This window comes from Phenylobacterium sp., from assembly GCF_028290885.1.
Classification (GTDB): Bacteria; Pseudomonadota; Alphaproteobacteria; order Caulobacterales; family Caulobacteraceae; genus Phenylobacterium.
The window spans coordinates 21,668-42,247 of record NZ_JAQGIZ010000127.1 but is presented as its reverse complement, the minus strand read 5'-3'; the positions used below and the strand labels follow the sequence as shown (position 1 = coordinate 42,247).

At 69.0% G+C, this 20,580-nt stretch carries 23 protein-coding genes; 11 read left to right on the top strand and 12 right to left on the bottom strand.

The window, feature by feature from the left end; translation table 11 throughout:
• The 3 genes from JWP28_RS08725 to ggt form a co-directional block, all read right to left on the bottom strand.
• Positions 1–736: tetratricopeptide repeat protein (locus tag JWP28_RS08725; protein ID WP_299542105.1), on the bottom strand; the 736-nt coding region annotated here is incomplete at its 3' end.
• An 81-nt stretch (positions 737–817) separates the two neighbouring features.
• Positions 818–3,352, bottom strand: coding sequence for a TonB-dependent receptor (locus JWP28_RS08720; RefSeq protein WP_299542103.1), 2,535 nt, complete (start codon positions 3,350–3,352; stop codon positions 818–820).
• A gap of 269 nt (positions 3,353–3,621) precedes the next feature.
• Positions 3,622–5,307, bottom strand: coding sequence for a gamma-glutamyltransferase (gene ggt / locus JWP28_RS08715; protein ID WP_299542101.1), 1,686 nt, complete (start codon positions 5,305–5,307; stop codon positions 3,622–3,624).
• A 196-nt stretch (positions 5,308–5,503) separates the two neighbouring features.
• Here ggt and JWP28_RS08710 point away from each other — a divergent pair, with 196 nt between their 5' ends.
• Genes JWP28_RS08710 through JWP28_RS08700 form a run of 3 tightly spaced genes read left to right on the top strand, consistent with a single transcriptional unit; the run spans position 5,504 to position 7,573 of the window.
• The gene (locus JWP28_RS08710) at positions 5,504–6,766 is read left to right on the top strand and encodes a pilus assembly protein TadG-related protein (protein ID WP_299542099.1); all 1,263 of its coding nucleotides are present in this window, start codon (positions 5,504–5,506) and stop codon (positions 6,764–6,766) included.
• Positions 6,763–7,185 (top strand): hypothetical protein, encoded by a 423-nt coding sequence (locus JWP28_RS08705; RefSeq protein ID WP_299542097.1) that lies wholly within the window; start codon positions 6,763–6,765, stop codon positions 7,183–7,185. The genes JWP28_RS08710 and JWP28_RS08705 overlap by 4 nt, the downstream gene beginning before the upstream one ends.
• Positions 7,175–7,573: a TadE/TadG family type IV pilus assembly protein gene (locus JWP28_RS08700; protein WP_299542095.1), complete on the top strand. Its 399-nt coding sequence runs from the start codon at positions 7,175–7,177 to the stop codon at positions 7,571–7,573. The genes JWP28_RS08705 and JWP28_RS08700 overlap by 11 nt, the downstream gene beginning before the upstream one ends.
• A gap of 379 nt (positions 7,574–7,952) precedes the next feature.
• On the opposite strand, the gene JWP28_RS08695 is transcribed toward JWP28_RS08700, so the two are convergent.
• Positions 7,953–8,075, bottom strand: a complete 123-nt coding sequence (locus JWP28_RS08695) for a hypothetical protein (RefSeq protein WP_299542094.1) — start codon at positions 8,073–8,075, stop codon at positions 7,953–7,955.
• Positions 8,076–8,185: 110 nt separating this feature from the next.
• Here JWP28_RS08695 and JWP28_RS08690 point away from each other — a divergent pair, with 110 nt between their 5' ends.
• On the top strand, positions 8,186–8,743 hold the full coding sequence (locus tag JWP28_RS08690) for a hypothetical protein (RefSeq protein ID WP_299542092.1): 558 nt from the start codon (positions 8,186–8,188) through the stop codon (positions 8,741–8,743).
• Here JWP28_RS08690 and JWP28_RS08685 read toward each other — a convergent pair whose 3' ends face one another.
• Positions 8,744–10,513, bottom strand: coding sequence for a TIR domain-containing protein (locus JWP28_RS08685; protein WP_299542109.1), 1,770 nt, complete (start codon positions 10,511–10,513; stop codon positions 8,744–8,746).
• 441 nt (positions 10,514–10,954) lie between these two features.
• Here JWP28_RS08685 and minC point away from each other — a divergent pair, with 441 nt between their 5' ends.
• From minC to minE, 3 genes are read left to right on the top strand one after another with little or no spacing between them, the layout of a single operon-like run.
• Positions 10,955–11,701, top strand: a complete 747-nt coding sequence (gene minC / locus JWP28_RS08680; RefSeq protein WP_299542090.1) for a septum site-determining protein MinC — start codon at positions 10,955–10,957, stop codon at positions 11,699–11,701.
• Between the two features lie 42 nt (positions 11,702–11,743).
• On the top strand, positions 11,744–12,562 hold the full coding sequence (gene minD, locus JWP28_RS08675; RefSeq protein WP_366143791.1) for a septum site-determining protein MinD: 819 nt from the start codon (positions 11,744–11,746) through the stop codon (positions 12,560–12,562).
• Entirely contained in the window at positions 12,559–12,822 is a 264-nt protein-coding gene (gene minE / locus JWP28_RS08670; RefSeq protein ID WP_299542086.1) for a cell division topological specificity factor MinE, read from the top strand. The genes minD and minE overlap by 4 nt, the downstream gene beginning before the upstream one ends.
• A gap of 34 nt (positions 12,823–12,856) precedes the next feature.
• Here minE and JWP28_RS08665 read toward each other — a convergent pair whose 3' ends face one another.
• The 4 genes from JWP28_RS08665 to JWP28_RS08650 all read right to left on the bottom strand — a co-directional run bounded on the left by JWP28_RS08665 (position 12,857) and on the right by JWP28_RS08650 (position 15,755).
• A complete protein-coding gene (locus tag JWP28_RS08665; protein ID WP_299542083.1) occupies positions 12,857–13,834 on the bottom strand; it encodes a S1C family serine protease in 978 nt (325 codons plus the stop codon).
• Positions 13,835–14,130: 296 nt separating this feature from the next.
• The gene (locus JWP28_RS08660) at positions 14,131–14,313 is read right to left on the bottom strand and encodes a hypothetical protein (protein WP_299542081.1); all 183 of its coding nucleotides are present in this window, start codon (positions 14,311–14,313) and stop codon (positions 14,131–14,133) included.
• 18 nt (positions 14,314–14,331) lie between these two features.
• Entirely contained in the window at positions 14,332–15,012 is a 681-nt protein-coding gene (locus tag JWP28_RS08655) for a sugar transferase (RefSeq protein ID WP_299542079.1), read from the bottom strand.
• Between the two features lie 74 nt (positions 15,013–15,086).
• Positions 15,087–15,755: a PEPxxWA-CTERM sorting domain-containing protein gene (locus JWP28_RS08650; RefSeq protein WP_299542077.1), complete on the bottom strand. Its 669-nt coding sequence runs from the start codon at positions 15,753–15,755 to the stop codon at positions 15,087–15,089.
• A gap of 262 nt (positions 15,756–16,017) precedes the next feature.
• Between JWP28_RS08650 and JWP28_RS08645 the strand changes: the two genes are divergently transcribed.
• Positions 16,018–16,248, top strand: a complete 231-nt coding sequence (locus tag JWP28_RS08645) for a helix-turn-helix transcriptional regulator (RefSeq protein WP_299542075.1) — start codon at positions 16,018–16,020, stop codon at positions 16,246–16,248.
• A gap of 45 nt (positions 16,249–16,293) precedes the next feature.
• Here the strand turns inward: JWP28_RS08645 and JWP28_RS08640 are convergent, their stop codons facing one another.
• Positions 16,294–16,608, bottom strand: coding sequence for a hypothetical protein (locus JWP28_RS08640; RefSeq protein WP_299542073.1), 315 nt, complete (start codon positions 16,606–16,608; stop codon positions 16,294–16,296).
• Positions 16,609–16,716: 108 nt separating this feature from the next.
• Here JWP28_RS08640 and JWP28_RS08635 point away from each other — a divergent pair, with 108 nt between their 5' ends.
• Positions 16,717–17,106, top strand: coding sequence for a hypothetical protein (locus JWP28_RS08635; RefSeq protein WP_299542071.1), 390 nt, complete (start codon positions 16,717–16,719; stop codon positions 17,104–17,106).
• A gap of 79 nt (positions 17,107–17,185) precedes the next feature.
• A complete protein-coding gene (locus tag JWP28_RS08630) occupies positions 17,186–18,172 on the top strand; it encodes an HWE histidine kinase domain-containing protein (protein WP_299542069.1) in 987 nt (328 codons plus the stop codon).
• A 131-nt stretch (positions 18,173–18,303) separates the two neighbouring features.
• On the opposite strand, the gene JWP28_RS08625 is transcribed toward JWP28_RS08630, so the two are convergent.
• Positions 18,304–18,633: a helix-turn-helix transcriptional regulator gene (locus JWP28_RS08625; RefSeq protein WP_299542067.1), complete on the bottom strand. Its 330-nt coding sequence runs from the start codon at positions 18,631–18,633 to the stop codon at positions 18,304–18,306.
• Positions 18,634–18,767: 134 nt separating this feature from the next.
• Positions 18,768–19,658 carry a helix-turn-helix transcriptional regulator gene (locus JWP28_RS08620; RefSeq protein ID WP_299542065.1) on the bottom strand — a complete coding sequence of 297 codons (891 nt, stop codon included), beginning with the start codon at positions 19,656–19,658 and terminating at the stop codon, positions 18,768–18,770.
• Between the two features lie 106 nt (positions 19,659–19,764).
• Between JWP28_RS08620 and JWP28_RS08615 the strand changes: the two genes are divergently transcribed.
• Positions 19,765–20,580 carry an SDR family NAD(P)-dependent oxidoreductase gene (locus JWP28_RS08615; protein WP_299542063.1) on the top strand — a complete coding sequence of 272 codons (816 nt, stop codon included), beginning with the start codon at positions 19,765–19,767 and terminating at the stop codon, positions 20,578–20,580.

Genomic DNA, 20,580 nt, shown 5'->3' with positions numbered 1-20,580 from the left:
AGGCCGGGTCGTCGGGCTCGCGCGCCAGCAGCGCCCTGATGTGGGGGAGGGCCTCGGCGGCCTTCTGCTGATGGAACAGCAGCTCGGCGAGCTGGAAGCGCGCGCCGTCGCGGCGGGGGTCGGCCTGGAGGCAGGCCGCCAGCAGGCCCTGCGCCTCGTCTCGCCGCCCCAGCTGTACGCAGGCCTGCGCAAGCATCTGCCGGGCCGCGGTGTCGTCGGGCCGGTCGCCCAGATGCGCGCGGAGCAGCCGCTCCGCCAGGACGGCGTCGTCGGCGAACAGCGCGTCCGCCGCGCCCATCAGGTGCGGATCGCGCACGGCGGCCCGGACGTGCGCCTTGAAGGCCGCCTCCGCGCCGGCGACGTCGCCCGCCCGGAACAGCTCATCGCCCAGCGCCTTCCACGCCTCTGCGAGGTCCGGTTTCAGCCCGACGGCACGCCGCAGCGCGTCGATTCCGGCCGGCGCGTCGCCGAGGCCCGAGAAGGCGAGGCCCAGTTCATACTGCGTCAGCGCCGCGTTCGGATAGGCGCGCGCCAGCGGCTCGAGCACGGCGCGCGCGGCCGCGAAGTCGCCCTGGCGCCGCAGAGCCGAGCCGAGGATCAGCCGTCCGCGCGGATCGTCGGCGGCGGCCTGCAGGATGTCCCGCGCCCGTCGCCCGGCCTGGGCGGGATCGGTGGCGAGCAAAGCCGAGGCAAGCTCTATGGCCGCGGCGAGGGAGCCTGGGGGCGCTGAGGGCATCGTCGCCCCTATAGCATGAGCACAGAGAGCGGCGGGGAACCGGCCGGCAAAGCCGGCCCCCGCGGCGCATCAGACGGCCGGTCAGAAGGTGAAGGTGATCCGGCCGTAGTAGTAGCCGCCGTTGATCCCGTAGGGCGAGAACTGCGCCGGTTCGCCGTAGACGTTGTTGCCGCTGAGAGGCCGGACCCCGCCACTGCCGTCGGGTACGTTGGGCACCCCCGGCGGACGTTGGTCGAACAGGTTGCTGGCGCCGACGTCGATTTTCAAGCTGTCGGTGAGGTTGTAGCCGACGTCGAGGTCGGTGATCCCCGTGGCGGGGACGGTGAATTTCCGCGCCTCAGGGCCTGTGCCCGCGCCGCTGAAGTCGAGGATCGAGCTCGACGAGCCGTAGACGATCTCTCGCAGGTTCACGCTCCATCGGCTCTTGGTCCAGTAGGCGCCAAGGACCGCCTTTTCCTTGGGCACCGACGAGGTCAGGATGCTCCGGGAGGTGGGGCTTATGATGCTGGTCTGGCTGAACGCTGCATTGGCCACCGAGGCGGGCAGCGGCTGTAGTTTAGTGATCGTGGTCTCGTTGTAGTTGAAGGCCAACGACCAATCGACGTGACCGTACTCGTCGAAGTCAGAGGCGTAGTTGGCGGTCAGTTCGACGCCGCGGGTGCGGGTGTTGACCCCGTTGGTGAACACTGAGATGCCGACGTAGGTGACGCTGGGGTCGAGGACGTTGCCGTGCGCGGCGATGGCGTTGAGCGCCCCTTGGGAAACCACCGTCGTGCCGGTCAGGGCCAGCAGCGTTCCGGTGTTGACGATCCGATCGCGGATTTCGATCTGGTAGGCGTCGGCGGTGATCTGCAGCCGCTCGATCGGATGGGCGACGAAGCCGAGGCTATAGTTGGTGGATTTCTCGGGCTTCAGGTTCTGGAACCCGACCAGGTGCGCGGCGGGCGAGTTCGGCGGCAGATTCACCACCGCGAAGGTCGGCGCGACCTGGGTGGCGGAATAGAATTCCTCGGCCAGGGTCGGCGCGCGGAAGCCGGTGCTGATGGTGCCGCGGATGGCGATCTGGGGATTGAAGTCATAGCGGCTGGTCAGCTTGCCCACCGTCGTGCTGCCGAAGTCGCTGTAGTGCTCATAGCGGCCGGCGAGGTCGACCTTGAGGCCGGCGATCGGATCGACCGCAAGGTCGATGTAGCCGGCGTAGTTGGTGCGGCTGTGGGTTCCCGCGTCGCTGGGCTGGAAGCCGGGATAGGACTGACCGCCTTCCTTGTAGATGGAGGCCGGGTCGCCGGTGCTGATCGTATATTTCTCCTGGCGGCCCTCCGCGCCGAAGGCGACGTTGAGGGGGGAGGCGAGCCCCACCTCGAACGGCCGGGTGATATCCAGGTTACCCGTCCATTCGGAACTCACGAACGCGCCGTCGAAGAAGTTCCGCGGTGTCGTATGGGTGTCGATGAACAGCGAGGCGTTGGCCGAGTTGAGCGTCGAGATCTCGTTCTTGTCCCGGCCGTAGGTCGTGGAGAGATCCCAGTTCCATTCCGCGAGAACGCCTTTTATGCCCGCGGTGACAGCATAGTCATCCTCCCTCAGGGCTTCCCGCGGGTTGAAGCCGTTGGGGAACGGAATCAGTTCGCCAGGCGTGCTGGTGCTGCCGCCTACGCCGAGCACCGGCGAGGCGATCACCTTGGTCGGAAGCCGGTAGTTCTCGAAGGCCGACGCCTTGCGGTGGCTGTAGCTGCCGAAGCTGTAGAGCTCGAGGCCTTCGCCCAAGTCGTAGCCGGAGTTGTAGAAGCCGTTGTAGAGGTTGGAGGAGGCGTCGCCGTAGATGTGATTGACCCTCGGGAAGTCGAGCGCGCCCCGCACGCCCGCCGCATCGACCGGGTCGATGCCCGCCTTCACCGTGCCGTCGAGGTTGAACAGGCGCCGGTCCGCGCCGCCCTGGTGGCTGAAGTCGTGGTAGCGCGTCTCGGCGGTCAGGTTGATGAAGCCCTTGTCGCCGATCGGCAGGCCGATGTTCGCCGAAAAGGCGCCGGTGGCCCCGCCGTTCGAATAGTAGGAGCCGCCGGTCCCGCTGATGGTTCCGCCGTGGTTGGCGGTCTTCAGGATGATGTTCACCACCCCGGCGATGGCGTCGGAGCCGTACTGGGCCGCCGCGCCATCCTGCAGCACCTCGACGTGGTCGATGGCGGCGACCGGGATCAGGCCCAGGTCGGGGGTCGCGGCCCCCTGGAAGACGCCCGGGGCGACGTGCAGGTTGCCCGTCGAATGGCGGCGCTTGCCGTCAATCAGCACCAGGGTGTTGTTGGGATTGAGGCCGCGCAACTGCGCCGATAGCGTCAGCTGTCCGGTGTCGGTGCCGAAGGCCTCGGAATTGAACGAAGGCAGGTTCTGCGTCAGCGCCTGGATCAGGTCCGGCTGGCCGACGCGCTTCAGCGCGCCCGAGCCCACCACCTCGACCGGGGCGGCGCTGTCCGCCGCCCTGACGCCGGTGACCCGGGTGCCGGTGACGATGACTTCCGAGACATTTGCTGGGCCTGCGGCGGCCTGCTGCGCGGCCGCGGCGGACGACAGGAGCGAGGAAAGCACGACAAGGCTTGCGCCCATGTACAGGTTTTTCATGGTGTAACCCCCCGAGCGGACACCTGACCGGACGAGCCAGGCCAGCGGTTATTCCGCCAGCGCGCGGCAAGGAAGCCGGTGTCTATCTCCCTGGATGCGATGCTGCGTCGCTGGGAATGTCAAACCAACCGTTACTCGGCGAACCTCAATTTGTTGCAGCCTTGTATGGAAGCCACAGCTCGCGTGTCAGATTCCGCGCAATCCGCCCGGCCGATGGGGTCCAATCGGAGTCGGAGAGGGGCGAAGAGCGGTCCGGAGCCGGAGACGCCCTACCGCACCGTCAGGGCCACCCCGCGGCCACGGGGGTCCGCCGCCGCGTGCGGCATGCCGCCAATGACCTGGATCGCCTCGACGTCGCCGTTGAAGTCCTGCGCCTCGATTCGGTAGCCGCGCGCCTGCATCGCCGCCTTCAGCGCCGGCGGGAAGGGGGCGTAGGGCTCCGAATAGATGGTGTTCTCCGGGAGCAGCTGGTGGTGGAACCGCAGGGCGGAAAGCGCGGACGTCAGCGGGCGGCCGAAGTCGTAGACGTCCACCAGCACCTGGAACAGCGAGGTGAAGATGCGCGAGCCGCCCGGGGTGCCCAGCACCATGGCCACGCGGCCATCGCGCAGCAGGATCGTCGGCGTCATGGAGGACAGCGGCCGCTTGAACGGCGCGATGGCGTTGGCCTCGCCGCCGACGACGCCGTACAGGTTGGGCGCCCCCGGCTTGGCGGAGAAGTCGTCCATCTCGTCGTTGAGCAGGAAGCCGGCCCCCTCGACCATCACGCCCGCGCCGAAGGATCCGTTCAGCGTATAGGTGTTGGAGACCGCGTTGCCCCAGCGGTCGACGATGGAGAAGTGCGTGGTCTGGGGCTTTTCCAGACCTGGCCTTACCGCCTTCAAGGGGGAAGGGGCCTTGGGATCGATCTCGGCGGCGCGGTGGGCGAGATAGGCCGCGTTGGTGAGCGCTGCCACGGGAACCTTCACGAAGTCCGGATCGCCAAGGTACTCGGCCCGGTCCGCGAAGACCCGCTTCTCGATCTCCGACACCAGGTGGAGATACTGCGGTGTGTTGAGACCCACGCCTTTGAACAGTCCGGCGGCGTCCGACTTCATCGTCAGCATCTGCAGCAGTGCGATGCCGCCGGAGCTCGGCGGCGGGGCGGTGATCACCCGATAGCCGCGCCAGTCGCCCTGCAAGGGCTCGCGCCACGCCACCTTGTACCCCGCAAGGTCCGCCTTGCTTATCAGTCCCTTCGTCGGCCCGCGGCCCATCTGCTGGACCAGCAGGTCGGCGGTGCGGCCCTCATAGAATTCCCGATCCCCGCCCTTGGCGATCCGCGCCAGGGTGGCGGCGAGCTCGGGCTGCTGGAACCGGCGGCCCGCGGCCATCGACGAGAAATAGCGGTCGAAGTTGGTGATCCCGGCGAACGCGCGGCGGCTGCTCTCACGCTCACGGATCAACTGCGGCGCGACGATGAACCCATCGCGCGCCAGCCGGATCGCGGGCGCGAGGTCCTGCGACCAGGACAGCTTCCCAAAGCGCCGATGGGCCTCGGCCATGCCGCGCACGGTGCCGGGCACGCCGCTGGACAGCGGGCCCACCAGGCTAAGGGCGGCGACCGGCTGGCCGGATGCGTTCAGGTACATTCCGGCGCTCGCCTTGGAGGGCGCCGTCTCCCGGTAGTCGAGGAAGTAGGGCTTGCCGTCGACGTACAGGGTCATGAAGCCGCCGCCGCCGAGGTTCCCGGCCTCCGGGTAGCTCACGGCCAGGGCGAAGGCGGTCGCGACCGCGGCGTCGACCGCATTGCCGCCGGCCTTCAGCATCTCCTGCGCAGCCAGGGCCCCATAGCGATCGGGCGAGGCGACGGCCCCCGCGGTGAGGGACTGAGGGCGCGCAGCGGCCCCGGCCCACGGGGCCGAGGCGATGAACACAGCCAGCAGGGCGGCGAAGATCTTGGCGACTGTCCGCAAGGGGTGCTCCGTGGCCGGGACTCAGGGGGAGCGGTGACGCTAGCGCCCGCGCCGCGCAACCGCCACCGTGTAGCTTCCGGCGACGGTCTCCGAGCATGCAGATATCACCTCCGCGGCGCCCGCCTTCCAAAGGTTACGCAGGAATTAACTGCGTCCATTGACAACGGATTAAACAGGACAGTGGCACTCTGATCGTATGAATTTGCACCGATCCAGAGATGTGCTGCGCGCTATACGTCGCCGTGTCTCCTCGGAGACCGGCAACGTCGCTATCATGTTCGCGCTTGCTATGCCGCTCGTCGTGGGCGCGGGCGCGCTGGGCGTGGAAACCAACTTCCAATACATCCAGCAGACCCACTTGCAGGTCGCCGCGGACGCCGCGGCCTATGTGGGCGCGCTCGACAACCGGGCGAGCGCGAGTTCGAGCGTCATGAGCGCCGACGCGTCCGCGATCGCGACCTCGAACGGCTGGTCGTCGACGACCGGCACTATCGTGGTGAACACGCCGCCGACCTCGGGCCCCAACCAGGTGCCGACCGCCACGGAAGTGGTGCTGAGCCAGAACGTCCCGCGGTTCTTCACGGCCTATTTCAACAACGGCCCGATGGTGGTCCACGCCCGCGCGGTGGCGATCTACGCCACTGCGGCCGACGCCTGCATCCTGGCGCTGAGCAAGTCGGCCAGCCAGGCGGTGCAGATCCAGGGCAACACCACCGTCACCCTGGTCGGTTGCGATATCATGTCGAACTCGATCGCCAGCGACGCGGTGAACATCTGGGGTTCGGCGACGGTGTCCACCGAGTGCGTGGTGTCGGCCGGCGGATACGCCAACCACGGCGGGCTGACGCTCACCGGCCCTACCTGCCCCAGCGTCGTCACCCAGGCGCCGCGCGCCCGCGACCCGTTCTCAGGCCTGGCGACGCCACCCACCGGCGTCAGCCGCTCGCTTGCCGGCGTGGGTAACAACAACACCGTGACGCTTCAACCGGGGTACTATTCCGGCGGGATGGCCCTGAGGGGAACCGTGACGCTGGCCCCCGGCGTCTACTATGTCTCCGGTGGAAATTTCGACATAGGCGCCAACGCCAGTGTGATGGGCTCCGACGTCACCATCTACCTGGCCGCGGGGTCGCAGGTGTCAATGCAGGGCAATTCGCACGTCAGCCTCGCGGCGCCGACGTCGGGGACCTATTCCGGCATCCTGTTCTTCGGCGACCGGGCGGGGGTCAGCAGCGCCGCAAACGTCTTCACCGGCGACTCCAGCTCGAGCCTGACGGGGGATCTCTATTTCCCCACCCAGTCGGTGACCTACCAGGGCAACTTTTCGGGCATCAACGGCTGCACCCAGGTCATCGCCGACACCGTGACGTGGACCGGCAGCGCCACCGTCAGCGTGAACTGCAAGGCGCAGGGGATGGGCGAAATCGCGGCGCGCCAGGCCATCAAGGTGGTGGAATGATGCGTTTCCTTCGCGCCTTCGCGTCCGACCGCCGGGGCCTGGCGGCGATGGAGTTCGCCTTCATCGCCCCGATCGTCGCGGTCATGCTGGTGGTGGGCGTGGACGGCTGGCTGCGCGAAACCCACATGTCGCAAATGCGGACCGCCACCCATACGGGCGTCCGCTACTATCAAACCGGCGGGTCCGACGATCCGACCGCCCAGGCGGTTTCGGCCGCGGCCTGGAGCGGCATGCCGGCGAACGGCGCCCTGAACGTGGTGCGAAGCTGCACCTGCGGGTCGTCGGCGGTGAGCTGCGCCACGGTATGCGCCGGCAGCAATCCGCCGTCGGTGTTCCTCACCCTGACCGCGAGCGGGACCTACAGCGGCCTCATGCACTCGCACGCGCTCTCGCAGAGCGATGTCATCCGTGTCCGCTAGGGCGCGACATTGGGCTGACGACAGCGGGGCGACGGCGCTAGAGTTCGCGCTCGTCGTGCCGGTGTTCATCGCGCTGCTGATCGGCGCCTTCCAGGTCTCCTGGGTGATGCACGCCGCAGCGACGGTCCGCTGGAGCCTGGAAACCAGCGCGCGGACCCTGCTGCTCAATCCGGCGACCACCCAGGACCAGCTGCGGACGCTGGTGTCGGCGAAGCTCGCGGGCCTGGTCAATACGAACGACGTGGTGGTCACCCTGGTGACCGATACGACGACGGCCGGCGCGCCGGTGCTTCGCGCCTCAAGCGACTACCGTCCGACCGTGTCGATCCCGCTGGTCGGCCATTGGAACCTCGACCTGAAGGCCTCGACGGTCGTTCCCACGCCGTAGCGGCGCCCGGCCAGCCCAAGGCCGGAACCGATTCCTAGGGCGGATCGACATTCAGATCGGCGACAGCGAAGGCCGTTTCGAGGGTCCTTCTCCCCTTGTGGGAGAAGGTGGCAGCCCCCCGGGCTCGGCCGAAGGCCGACCCGAGGACAGGCTCCGGCTGACGGATGTGGGGTTTCGCTCCGCCATCCGTGCGCGACAGCCTATCGCGTCAAGCCGAGGGTTCTGAGAGACCCCACATCCGACCTGCTGCGCAGGCCACCTTCTCCCACAAGGGGAGAAGGGACGCACAAGGCCCCCCGCCAGCAGCGAATGAATGTCGATTCAGCCTAGTCCCGCGACCTCCGCCAGCGCCGGCGAGCGGGGCGCGTGGCCCCTCCGTTCACGTCCGCCGCAACCAGGCCGCCGCCGCGAAACCGCGCGCGGCGCTCCGATGGCGGACGACGCCTTCTTCGCGCAGCGCATGAATGCAGTATTCAATCAGATCACGGATAGAAACCGACATGATAAGCAGTCGTCATTGGTAAATTTCTCTTAACCTGTAATCTTCAACAAACATTATTTGAGTCCAGATCAAATGCAATCTCCTGCGCAATCTCGCTGATGGAGCTTACCATGCCAGCTAACGATCTGAAGCAGAGCGGACCTTCCGGCCTGATCCTGACCGGAACCACGGCCGACGATGACCTGACGGGCACTTCCGGCTGCGACTCGCTGTCCGGCGGCGACGGCGCCGACATGCTGAGCGCCCGCGGCGGCGCCGACACCCTGGACGGCGGCGCCGGCAACGACACCCTCTCGGGCGGACGCGGCGCCGACCTGCTGACCGGCGGCTCGGGCAGCGACACCTTCCTGATCCAGGGGCGCGTCACCGACACGCAAGACGGGCTCGACCGCATCAGCGACTTCACCCACGGCGAGGATCGCCTCGGGTTCGGCGGCCAGACCAGCCTGGCCGGCCACAGCTTCTGGTCCGGCTCGGCGGCGACCTACGGCGACGCCGTGGCGGCGGCCGCGCAACAGATCACCTCCGGCGCCGCCGACGTGGTGGCGGTGCAGGTCGGATCCGATGTGATCGTGTTCGCCGACACCTCGCTGCACAACCATCTGGACGCCGCCGTGGTGCTGGTCGGCAAGACGCTGGCGGACATCAGCCAGTGGGACGTTTTCTAGCTACGCACACGCCAACTGCTCCTCATCCGCCCCGGCCGCGAATCGGGCCGCGCCGCGGGCGATGAGGGCGACGAAGCGCGGATGGTTGCGGATGCGGTCGAGGCTGTTGTCGGCCTCGATCCACAGCAGCCAGCTTGCGGACACCTTGTCGATGATGCCTTCCAGGAGGTCGCAGGCCCCGTCGGCGTCGCCAAGCTCGGCCAGGCCGCAGGCCAGGTTGTAGTGCAGCCGCATGTTGTCGGGGTCGAACAACACGGCCCGCCGCGCCCAGTCCTGGGCTCGATCCACGTCTCCGAGGTCGGCCAGGGCGGTCACCAGGAAGCCCAGGGCCCCGCCGTGATCGGGCTCGATGGCCAGGAGCCGCTCGCAGCGCGCCAGGCATCGGCGCGCCGCCGCCAGGACGTTCTCCTCGTCGCCCAGGGCCTTGTAGACCTGGATGACCATGCCCGCCGGCCGATAGGCGACGGGATCGAGCGCGATGGCGGCCTCGAAGTGGCGCACTGAGTCATCCCAGCGATGCTGAGCCAGCTTCTGATATCCGGCGCACAGATGGGCGTCGTAGCAGTCCGGATCGAGGCGCAGGGCGGTCTCGACAAAGGGCTGGCCGGTCACGAGGTCCATGGACGGACCGCGCATCAGCACCTCGGCCATCGCCGCGTGCGCTTCGGCCAGGTCTGGCGAGACGGCCACGGCGCGCTCGGCGGCATGGAGGGCGTGCTCGTAGGTCATGCCTTCGACGACCCTTTGATAGGCTTCGGCCTCGGCGATGGCGATCTGCGCCCAGGCGTGGCCGAAGTTCGGGTCGAGCGTCACCGCCCGCTCGCAGATGCGCACGATCAGCGGCTTCAGGCGCTCGCTGCCGGTGCGGCTGAACTGGCGGGCCATCAGATAGAGCTCGTAGGCCTCGGCGCTGGCCGTATGGCGCTGCTCCAGGGCCTGCTTCTCGGCCGGCGCCAGCTTGACCTTCAGCGCCCCGACGATGGCCTGGGAGATCTCGTCCTGGATGGCGAAGATGTCGTCCAGGGTGCGGTCGAAGCGCTCGGCCCAGACCTGGGTGTCGCGCGCCGCGTCCAGCAATTGGGCGGTGATGCGCACCCGCGGGCCGGACTTGCGGACGCTGCCCTCCAGGATGTGGGTGATCCCCAGGGCGGCCGCCAACTGGCCCGGAGCGACGGTCTTGCCCTTGTAGGAGAAGGCGGTGTTGCGTGAGACCACCGACAGGGCCGAGACGCGCCCCAGGTCGGTGATGATGTCCTCGCTGACCCCGTCGCTGAAATACTCCTGCTCGGGATCGCCGCTCATGTTGATCAAGGGCAGCACCAGGATCGACGGCCGCCCGTCCGCCGTCCCCAGGGATTTGGCGGCGGGGGTGGCGGCGGGCAGCGGCGTATCGCGCACGCCCACGAAGCGGCGCACCTCGGCCACCAGGGACAGCCAGGCGGGATCGCCGGGCTCGCCCAGCCAATGGCTGAGGTCCGCGGTCTGGGTCAGCTCGAACATGATCGGCCGTTCGCAGGCCTCAATGATCACGGGCGCGAGCGTCTTGTTGCGGTCGGCCAAGGTCGCCTCCGCCCGCACCCAGCGCGAGGCGACCGAGCGGGGCGACCACAGCACGACCACGGCCTTGGCCGCCCGCAAGGCGGCCTCGATCGCCTCGTCGAAGGCCTCGCCCGAGCGGAGGGCCGCGTCCCACCAGACGCTGAAGCCCTGGGCTTCGAACGCCTCTGCATAGCGGTGGGCGACGGCCTGGTCCTCCCGGCTGTAGGAGATGAAGATGTCCGAGATGCCCCTGCCTCCAGATCGGCTCGTCTAACACGGTATCGCGAGCGCCCGGCGCGGTCGAGGCGAATGGGGGCGACGGCCCAGCCCCCGACCTCTTCGATACGCGGTCCCGGCGGCGCGGCGAGAGATGCCAGGCCTGACCTCCTGAAGCGGCTGGGGAGGATCGTCAGCGGGCTCCGAAGCTTCACTTCATGGCGCCGTTTTTGCGGCGGAATGCGGTCGTTCCGCCGCAAGAATGCCTCACGAATCAATGACTCAAGGGGCAGGGGGCGCCGGGAGCGGGCCCCTGTCCCCATAGATTCGGACGGAGGCGTCATGGTCGCCCATCTTCATTTCCCGTCCGGCCAACCCGCATTGCGGCGCTAGGCTTTCGACGTGGGCGCCGAGACGCTTTTGCTCCCGAAGATCCGGGTCCGCGGCCGTAGCTTCATGGCGCTGGTCATCGCCCCTGAGGCTCCGTTCGGCGAATGGTTTGCCGCGCTCGATCAGCAGATGCGCGGCTCCGCCGGCTTCTTCTCTGACCGGCCGGTCGTCGCGGATCTGGCCGCAGTACTTGAGGATGTCGGGCAGGAGGCCGTGCTGGTTGCGCTGGACGGGCTGGAAGCTCGCGGCCTCAAGGTGATTGGCGTCGAGGGCGTTCGCCCGACGCTGCTGGCCGGCACGCGGTGGGGGCGGCTGCCGACCAACCTGCATGGACGCGATGTTGCGCGGGAGCTGGGTGTCGATCTCGCGCCGGCCGCAGCGGCCGAACCGTCCGAGGCGGCGCCCAGTGCTGCGCCGCCCAGTGCCGCGCCGCCCAGTGCCGCGCCGCCCAGTGCCGCGACACCCAGTGCTGCGACACCCAGTGCGCCGTCCTTGCTGATCGATCGGCCAGTGCGGTCCGGGCAGTCGGTCATCTTCGAGGAGGGCGACATCACCATCGTGGGGGCCGTGGCCTCGGGCGCCGAGGTCATCGCCGGGGGTTCGATCCACGTCTACGGCGCCCTGCGCGGTCGCGCGATCGCCGGGCTCAAGTCCCGGCAAGGCGCGCGCATCTTCTGTCGCAAGCTGGAGGCCGAACTGGTGGGCGTCGACCGGCTCTACCGGACGGCCGAGCACTGGGGCGCCGATCTGCATGGCCGCGCCGTGCAGGTCCGCTGCGACCGTGGCGCGCTCCGGCTCTCGGCTCTCGTCTGAATGGATCTCGCCGCCAGGCGAAGGGAAGGAATGGTTAGTGGCATGTCCAAGGTCGTCGTCGTCACATCGGGCAAGGGGGGCGTGGGGAAGACCACGTCCTCCGCATCGCTCGGCGCCGCGCTCGCACAGGCGGGGAACAAGGTCGTCGTGGTCGATTTCGACGTGGGCTTGCGCAACCTCGATCTGGTCATGGGGGCGGAGCGACGGGTCGTCTTCGATCTCGTCAATGTCGTCCAGGGCGATGCCAAGCTTCCGCAGGCGCTCATCCGGGACAAGCGGATCGACTCGCTCTCGCTGCTGCCCGCATCGCAGACCCGCGACAAGGATGCGCTGACGGAGGAGGGCGTCGGCCGCGTGATCGACGAACTGCGGGAGAGCTTCGACTGGATCGTCTGCGACAGCCCGGCCGGCATCGAGAAGGGCGCCATGCTGGCGATGCGCTTCGCCGACCTCGCGGTGGTGGTCACCAATCCCGAGGTCTCCTCGGTGCGCGATTCCGACCGGATTATCGGGATGCTGGATTCCAAGACGCGGCGCGCCGAGAACGGCGAGAGGCTCGAGAAGCAGTTGCTGCTCACCCGCTTCGACGCGGCGCGGGCCGCCCGCGGCGAGATGATGACGGTCGACGACGTGCTGGAGATCCTGGCGATCCCCCTGCTCGGGATCGTCCCCGAGAGCCCCGACGTGCTGACCGCGTCGAACGTGGGCTGTCCGGTCACCCTGCACAGTCCGGGCTCTGCGGCGGGGCGCGCCTATAGTGACGCGGCCCGGCGGCTGCTCGGCGAGACCATCGCGTTCAGCGCCCCGCGCGAGCGCCGGGGTTTCATGAGCCGCCTGTTCGGAAGAAAGGCGGCCGCATGAGCTTTCTGAAGCTCTTTTTCCGAGGCCGCCGCTCGGCGCCGGTCGCCCGCGACCGGCTGCAGGTCCTGCTCGCGCACGAGCGGGCGCTGAACGGCGGCGCCGATCTGGCCGCGATCCTGCAGCAGGAGATCCTGGCGGTGATCGCCAAGTACATTCCGATTGATCGCGACCGGGTGGTCGTCAAGCTCGACCGAGGCGACCAGATCTCCACCCTTGAGATCGATATCGAGATGCCGGAGGCGGCGCTGGCGAGGAATTGATCGGATCCGAAGGCGGGTCAGGAGAAGGCCCGCTTCAGTTGAACTTCGGCTTGCGCATCATCGCCGCGCGATCCAGCGAACGGATCTCGACGTCGAATACGTCATCGTCGCGCTGGATGCGCAGCGCGATGACGGAGCCCGCGGGGCCCTGCGCCCACAGGTGCGTGTAGAAGTCGGCGAGATCGGCGACGGCGACGCCGGCGACCGCAAGGATAATGTCGCCCGGGCGAAGCTCGGCTCGCGCCGCAGGGCCGCGCGGGTTCAACCCGACGACCACCACGTGGGGACCCAGATCCTGAGCAATCACGCCTAGCCATGGCCGCGCCGCGTGCGCCGGTCTTCCGCGGGCCAGGTCGTCGATGATCGGCGGGAGCAGCTCCGAGGGGACAAACAGGTTGATGGGTTTCGCCGCGCCGCTGCGCGATTGCCTCTGCAGGCTCAACGACCCGACTCCGACCAGCTCGCCCGAGGCGCCGATCAAGGCCGCGCCGCTCCAATGCGGGTGAGCCGGTTCGGTGATGATCGCGTTGTCGAGCAGATATTCCCAATAGCCGGCGAAGCGCATCCGGGTGAGTACGCGCCCGGCCGCCGCGTGCGACCGCCCGCCCGCGCCGGCGATGATCACCGGGCTCCCCGCCTTCAGACCGCGCGAGTCCCCCAGGGGCAGCGAAGGCAGGCCAAGCGGCTCAAGCGCCTGCACGAGGCCAAAGCCCGTCACCGGGTCGGACCCGAGGACGTGAGCGGACACGCGCTCGCCGCCGCCCAGGGTGAGCGCGACCTCCTCGGCCTCCATGATCAGATAGCCCATGGTGAGCACGAGGCCGTCGGTGCCGATCACGGCGCCATTGCCGACCCGGTCCGTGCCGAGCGTCGCCGCGGTGAACGCGTCGTCGGGCGCCCGCGCCTCGAGCGCAACAACCGCCGAGAGCGTGTGATCCAGGTCGAACGCATAGCCGCGCGGCGAAGGGCGCATGCCAGCTTCGACCTCAAAGCCATCAAACGGTGACGCCACGCCAATCTCCTGGAGCGGAGGCTCGAATCTGGGGGACGCAAACGCAGGCGCAAGAGGCGGAGCGAACGGAGGCCAGTTCGTGATGGATCGGCGGCGGCCGCCAGATCGCGCCGGGCGATCCACCAAAAAGCCCTCGGTCCGGGGGGCGGGCCGAGGGCTTGGGCTCGTGTGTCACAGGCGGAGCGCTTCAGGCATCGGAGAGAGGACTTCCAACGGCTCCACGAGCTTACAACACGGTCGAGCGAACAGCGTTCCTTGACATGAGTCGTTTCAACCTGGAGGGGTTTTCCGGGGCGTCAGCGCGCAAGCCTGACCAGGACCAGGTCATGGTCAAGGGCCGGCTGGTCCCGCGCTTCCAGCTCGTCAGCCAAGGCGCGCCAGGCCGTCGCATAGTCGAGATAGCGTCCGCGATCCAAGGGGCCGAGGCTGTGAGCGAACGCCTCCGTCTCCTCCGCCCTGCGCCGAAACTCTTCCACCATTGAAATCGGCCACTCCGTTCAGTAGGCCCGCGGGTCGCTGAGCACGAGGGGGACGGTGCGGACGAGAAGCGTGACGTCGCCCCAGAAGGTCCAGGCCTCGACGTATTCGTTGTCGGAGGCGATGCGCCGCAGAAGGGCGTCGTCGTCATGCACCTCGCCGCGCCAGCCGCGGACCTGCGCCAGGCCGGTGAGGCCCGGGCGGACGCGGAAGCGGTCGGCGTAGCCGGGCACGAGGGGCCCCCACTGGTCGTCGTGGCGGAGCGCATGCGGCCGGGGCCCGACGAGGGACATCTCGCCCCTCAGTACGTTCAGGAGCTGCGGCAGCTCATCGAGGCTGAGCTTGCGCAGCACTCTGCCGACACGGGTCACGCGGGCGTCGTGGCGGGAGGCCTGCCGAAGCTCGGGCGTCTCCGGCTCAGGCCGCATGGTGCGGAATTTGAAGATCCAGAAGGGCTTTCCGTGAAGCCCGGTGCGCTGCTGGCGGAAGAGCACCGGCCCCGACCCCTCGGCCCGGATCGCCGCGGCGACCAGGAGCAGGAGCGGCAGGAACAGGATCAGCGCCAAACCGGCGATCGCCAGGTCCAGCGTCCGCTTGCGGCGACTGGCGACGGCCGTGCTGGGCGCCGCCGGCTGCAGGGCAGGCGCGCGCTCGACGACACATTCCAGGGCGGGCGCCAGGGAGTGAAAATCTACAAACAATCGACGACCCCAACGACTGAGCTGCGGGAAGCCAGGCGGCCGCGGCGGGGAGGCCGGGGCGCGTCCGGCCCGGCCTAGGCGAGCATGGGTTCCCGGGACCTGCGCCGGCGAAGGCTCGCCCCGATCCCGCCGACGCCCATGATCATCAGGGCCCAGCTGGCCGGCTCGGGAAGCAGCGCGCTGATCCCGCCCACGCCGCCCAGGCGGATCTGGCGGGCGTCCTCGAACGAGCCGTTGGTCCCGACACTGAAGAAGTTGATCTGTTCGCCATTGGTCGCCTGGGCGTTGAAGAAGCCGTTCGACGGGATGGCGAAGGTGCTCTGGAACTGCTGACCGGCGGTATCGACGAAGGTCAGGGTCGCCTCGGTGGCGGTGCCCTTGCCCACGAAGATGCGGAATTCGGTAGAAGTGAAGGCCAGGGCGGGGTTGGTGAGGTCGAACCCGAGGCTCTGGTTGGCCGTGCCGTTGAAGGTGAAGGCCGTGTTGATGAGCCCGTCGGCGCCTGTGACGCTCGCCTGCCCGCCGCTGGCGGCCAGGGTCTCGCCGCCGGTGATCGAGACGCTGGTGGCGGTCTGATTGGTGACGCCGGCGACGGTCAGGCCGTTCGCGGGGTTGTTGGTGAACAGCACGTTCTCAGGCGGCTGGAGCGTGCCGGCTCCGGTTCCGATGATGATCAGCGCGTTGGCCGGCAGGGCCGCCGAGCAGGCAAGCGCGGCCAACGTCGTGACGATTACGGCTTTCATTCCCGAACTCCCAGCACCTGTGGCCCCATGGCCGACGAAGCGCAGAACCGGTCAGCGGAAACCATGTTCCGTCGCGGCCGGACATTTCACTCAGGGCGTGAAATTCAGGACGGGCGGAGGGCGGAAAGCGCCCGCCAGCGCTCGCGCTGTTCAGTCGGTGGTCATTTTCGGAGGTTCAGGGTAGCGGGCCTCGCTGCTTTCCTGGCGCGGCGCTTGCACGCGCCAGGGCGCTTTGCGCCGTATTGGGATTATGAGGGCTTCAGTGACGCTAGAAGAGGTCGGCGAGCATATCGCCAGGCGACTGGGCGCGCGGCGCGCGAGCCTTCAGCTCTCGCTGGCGGACGTGGCTTCGCGCTGCGGCGTGACGCTGCAGCAGATCCACCGCTACGAGCTCGGCGCGAATTCGATCTCCGCCCCGATGCTCTGGCAGCTGTCGCGGTGCCTGGACGTCGACGTCCGCTATTTCTTCGAGGGGATCGAGGCGGCCGAATGACGCCGGCCCCGGCCCCGGCCCGCGCGCGCGCGGGGGCATTCGCCGTCAGCCGGCGTTTTCGCTGAGCCGGGCGGCCTTGTGGTTGGCGGCCAGGTCCTCGAACTCCGCCGTGCGCACGCCGCGCGACACGTTCAGGCGGGTGAAGGCGTGGGTCGCGCCGCGGCGGGTCGCCTTCGACCATCGTGACAGGACCAGGGACAGGTCGTTGCATTCGCCGACCGCCAGCACCTTCACACCGTCGCCTTCCGGCCGCACGAACACATAGTTGCCGGCGATCGGCAGGTGCGGCGTCCCCTCTCGCCAGAGGCGGAAGCGATACTGGGCCCCGGAGGCGCCTTCCAGGTCGATGAAGTCTTTCATTTCGGCCTCCAACATGGCGAGCTTGTTGGCTAGGCCGCCAATCGCCCGGGGTCGAGCCCTGTCGCCGCGCGTTATCGATCAAATCCCTGTTTGGAGACCCCATGTCGCATGCCGCGCCTGCTGGAACGCTTCATCGGCCGTAAAGACGATATTCCGCGGACCGCCGCGCTCGGCCGCGTGTTCAACGTCACGCGCCAGACGTGGCGGCTGAGCGACGATCCCGCAAAGGTCCGGCCGGCGAGGGAGCCGCTGACCACGGGCAAGACCGCCTCCGAGGCCGCGGACTTCGCCCGCGACGTCGCCGGCGCCTTCCCGCGCCACGGCTTCCACCGGCGCTCGGGGTCCTGGTGGGCTGTCGAGGGGGAATGGTTCCACCGGTTCACGGTGCACACCACCCCCAAGCGCAAGGCCGCGATCCTGCTGATCGCCACCGGCCTCGCCGGCCTGGCGGCGGTGGCGGTCGCCCGGCGCCGGGGTGGGGCGCGCCGCCGCAGCTGATCCGCCGAGCGGCCGTGCGGGCTTCCTCCCGGGTCCATGCCTGTTAGGGTTGTGGCAGGTCCCCCGCCTACGAGTCCGAATGACCGAACCGTCGCCGCCAGATCCGAGCTCAGGTCCCAGCCATGAGGCGCGCCTGGAGGCGGTGCTGGAGAGCGTCAGCGACGCCTTCTATGCGCTGGACACCGAGTGGCGCTACGTCGTCTTCAACCGGGCGGCGGAGGAGTACTTCGGGGTCTCTCGCAAGCGGCTGCTGGGGCGGAACATCTGGGAGATGTTCCCGCAGGGGTTGGGCACGCCGTTCGAGGCCCATTGCCGCGCGGCCATGGACCAGGGGGCTTCGACGAGCTTCGAGACGCCGTCGCGGATGCGGCCCGACCGGGTGGTGGAGCTGAGGATCGTGCCGATGCGCGGGGGCGGGGTGGCGATTACGCTCACCGACATCACCGAGCGCAAGACCGCCGACGCGCGCCAGCGCCTGCTGGTGAACGAGCTCAACCACCGGGTGAAGAACAGCCTCGCCACCGTGCAGGCGATCGCCGCCCAGAGTCTGCGCGGCGCCGAGGTCTCGCCGGCGGCCCGCGAGCGGTTCATGGCCCGGCTGATGGCGCTGGCGCGGGCCAACGACGTGCTGGTGGCCGAAACCTGGGCGGGCGCGAGCCTGGCGACGGTGGCCGCCGAGATGGCCAATCCGCACGGCGACGACGAGCGGTTCACCATCGAAGGCCCGGAGGCGCACCTGTCGCCGCAGGCCGCGGTGGCCATGGCGCTCGGCCTGCACGAGCTGGCCACCAACGCCGCGAAGTACGGCGCGCTTTCGACGCCGGAGGGGCGGGTGTCGCTGACCTGGACGGTGGAAGGCAACGGGGATGCGCGGCGATTGCGCCTGACCTGGCGCGAGAGCGGCGGACCTGCGGTCGAGCCGCCGAAACGGCCGGGGTTCGGCAGCCGGCTGATCCAGCGCGGTCTGGCCGCGGCGCTGAAGGCCGAGGTGCGGCTCGACTATGAGCCGACCGGCGTGGTGCTTACCCTGGCGGCGGCGCTCGGCGAGGGCGTGAGCGAGGGGTAGGGCTGTCTGTCCAGGCGCCTAGAGCACGATGGGGACAGGCGGAATCGCCTAACCGCTGAATCGTGCTCTAAATTCAAAAGTGTAGACCCTGATTCACGATTCAGATCGTGTCGATCTGAATCGATCAGCGTCTAGCCGGGGTCCATCGCCTTCAGGCGTTCGAAGAAGTAGGTGACCGGCACGCCGAGCGCGCTGCCGATCCTCCAGAGCTGGACGGCGGAGACGCTGCAGAGGCCGGCCTCGTACTTGTGGATTTGCTGGAAGCTGACTCCGCAGGCGTCGGCCAGCTCGCGCAAGGTCATGTCGATCAGCCGGCGGCGGTGGCGAATGGCGAAGCCGATGCTCTGCTGGATCCGCCAGGCGGGGACCTGGCGGGCCGGAGGCGACGATGGGCCGGGCAGCGCGAGGGCGGAGGCGCCGGCATTCCAGACTTGGCTGGAAGGGCTTCCGTTCAGGTCCATCGAGAGAGCTCCGGGTACTGGCATGCGATCTGCTGGAGCAGTCTGGCTCAATGCTGCACTGCGGGAAGGTGCAGCAAGCGGCAGGATGATGCACGCGGGTGCGCCTTACCGTGACGCCTGACCTCGGCGGGGCTTCAGGAGCGCTCGCGATAGGGCGGGCCGCGGGCCACGGACCGCGACAGCGGCAGGCGAAGCAGGAGGTCTCCCCCGAGCGCAGCCTGGGCGGGCCCGAAGTCGCCGGTCAGGTGCTTGCGCAAGGCGTCCGAGATCGAGGCGTCCGGCGCCACCGGATCGAGCGCGGCCAGCTCGGCGAAGCGGCGGTCGTCGGCCTCGGGGTCGCCGGTGAGGTCGCCGACGCGCTCGAAGATCATGCCGTGCGCGGTCGGCGTGCGGCCCGCATCGAGGGCCGGGGCCAGCACCAGGCCGTCGACCACCTCGGCGCGCGCGGTGCCCACGCCGTTGAACAGGCCGAACAGGACGGCGCCGCTGGTGACGTCGATGCAGACGGCGGCGAGCTGGTTGCCGAACGGCAGCAGCCAGCCGTCGACCACCGTCCCGCCGGTGCCGATCCTGAGCCGCAGGAGGCCGCAGGCGTCGCGCCGGATCATGCCGTGGTCGTGGACGAACCGGCCGGGGGCCAGCACATAGGGCCGCGTGGAGCGGAAGAAGCCCTCGTAGGCCTCGCCGCGCAGGGCGGTCGCTGACAGGAACTGGTCCATCTGCGCGAGCGGCAGGCCCTGCAGCGCGGGGCCGGCGCCGTCCAGCGACATGCCGTCGAGATCGGCGCCGACCAACTCGGCGAAGGCCGGCAGGCTGCGGTCCCAGTCGAGGGCTGTGAAGCCCGCGATCCGCTCGGCGATCAGGGCGCTCAGGCGGGAGAGGTTGTGCGCCGAAGGCTGGACGGCGCCGGTCACCCAGCGACCGGCCACCGACTTGTCGACGCCCAGGTCCGCCGCCAGCCGCGCGCGGCTCATCGACAGCACCTTGAGCACGAGTTCGAGCTTCCTGGCGAACGATACGCTCATCCCGCCTTCTCTCCGCCGCTTGGGACAAGCCACCATTGACGCCGACGAACATGTTCGGCGGATGTGGCGTTTGACGCAAGGCCGGCAAGCGTCGCAACTGGCGGCGATGAGCGTCGCCGCCAGCCCCCGCCCGCTCGCCCTGATCACCGGCGCCTCCGCCGGGATCGGCGCCGCATTCGCCAGGGCCTATGCGGCGAGAGGGCACGACCTGGCGCTGGTGGCGCGGCGCGCGGACCGGCTAGAGGCGCTGGCGGCGGAGCTTGCGGCGGCGCACGGGATCGAGGCGTTCGCGGTTCCGGCCGACCTGGCGGAGTTCGAGGCCCACGCCGCGGTGCTGGCGGCGGTGGCGGCGCGCGGCCGCACGGTTGACGTGCTGGTGAACAACGCCGGGTTCTCGATCGCGCAGAGCTTCACAGGCGTCCCGTGGGAGCGTCAGCGGGCATTCCTGATGACCCTGGTGGTGAACGCCTGCGGCCTTGCCTACGGGGTGATCCCGGGCATGGTCGCGCAGGGGCGAGGCGCGATCGTCAACGTGGGCTCGCTGGCGGCCTTCGCGCCGGGGGTGGCGGGGCACAGCCTCTATCCGGGGGCCAAGAGCCTGACCGTGAAGTGGAGCCAGGCGCTGGCGGCGGAGCTGAAAGGAACCGGCGTGCGGGTGACCGTGACCTGCCCGGGCTTCACCCTGACGGAGTTCGCCGAGGCCAACGGCACCAAGGCGGTGATGGACGAGGCGCCCCGGCGGTTCTTCCAGACGGCCGAGCAGGTGGTCGCGGAGACCTTAGCGGCCAGCGACCGGGGCCAAGTGGTCATCGTGCCGGGACTGCACAACAAAATGGCTGCAACACTGCTGCGCTACCTTCCCGAGCAGCTGGTGATCGCGATCCTGACGCGGGCCTCGGCGAAGTATCATCTGGAGGATTGA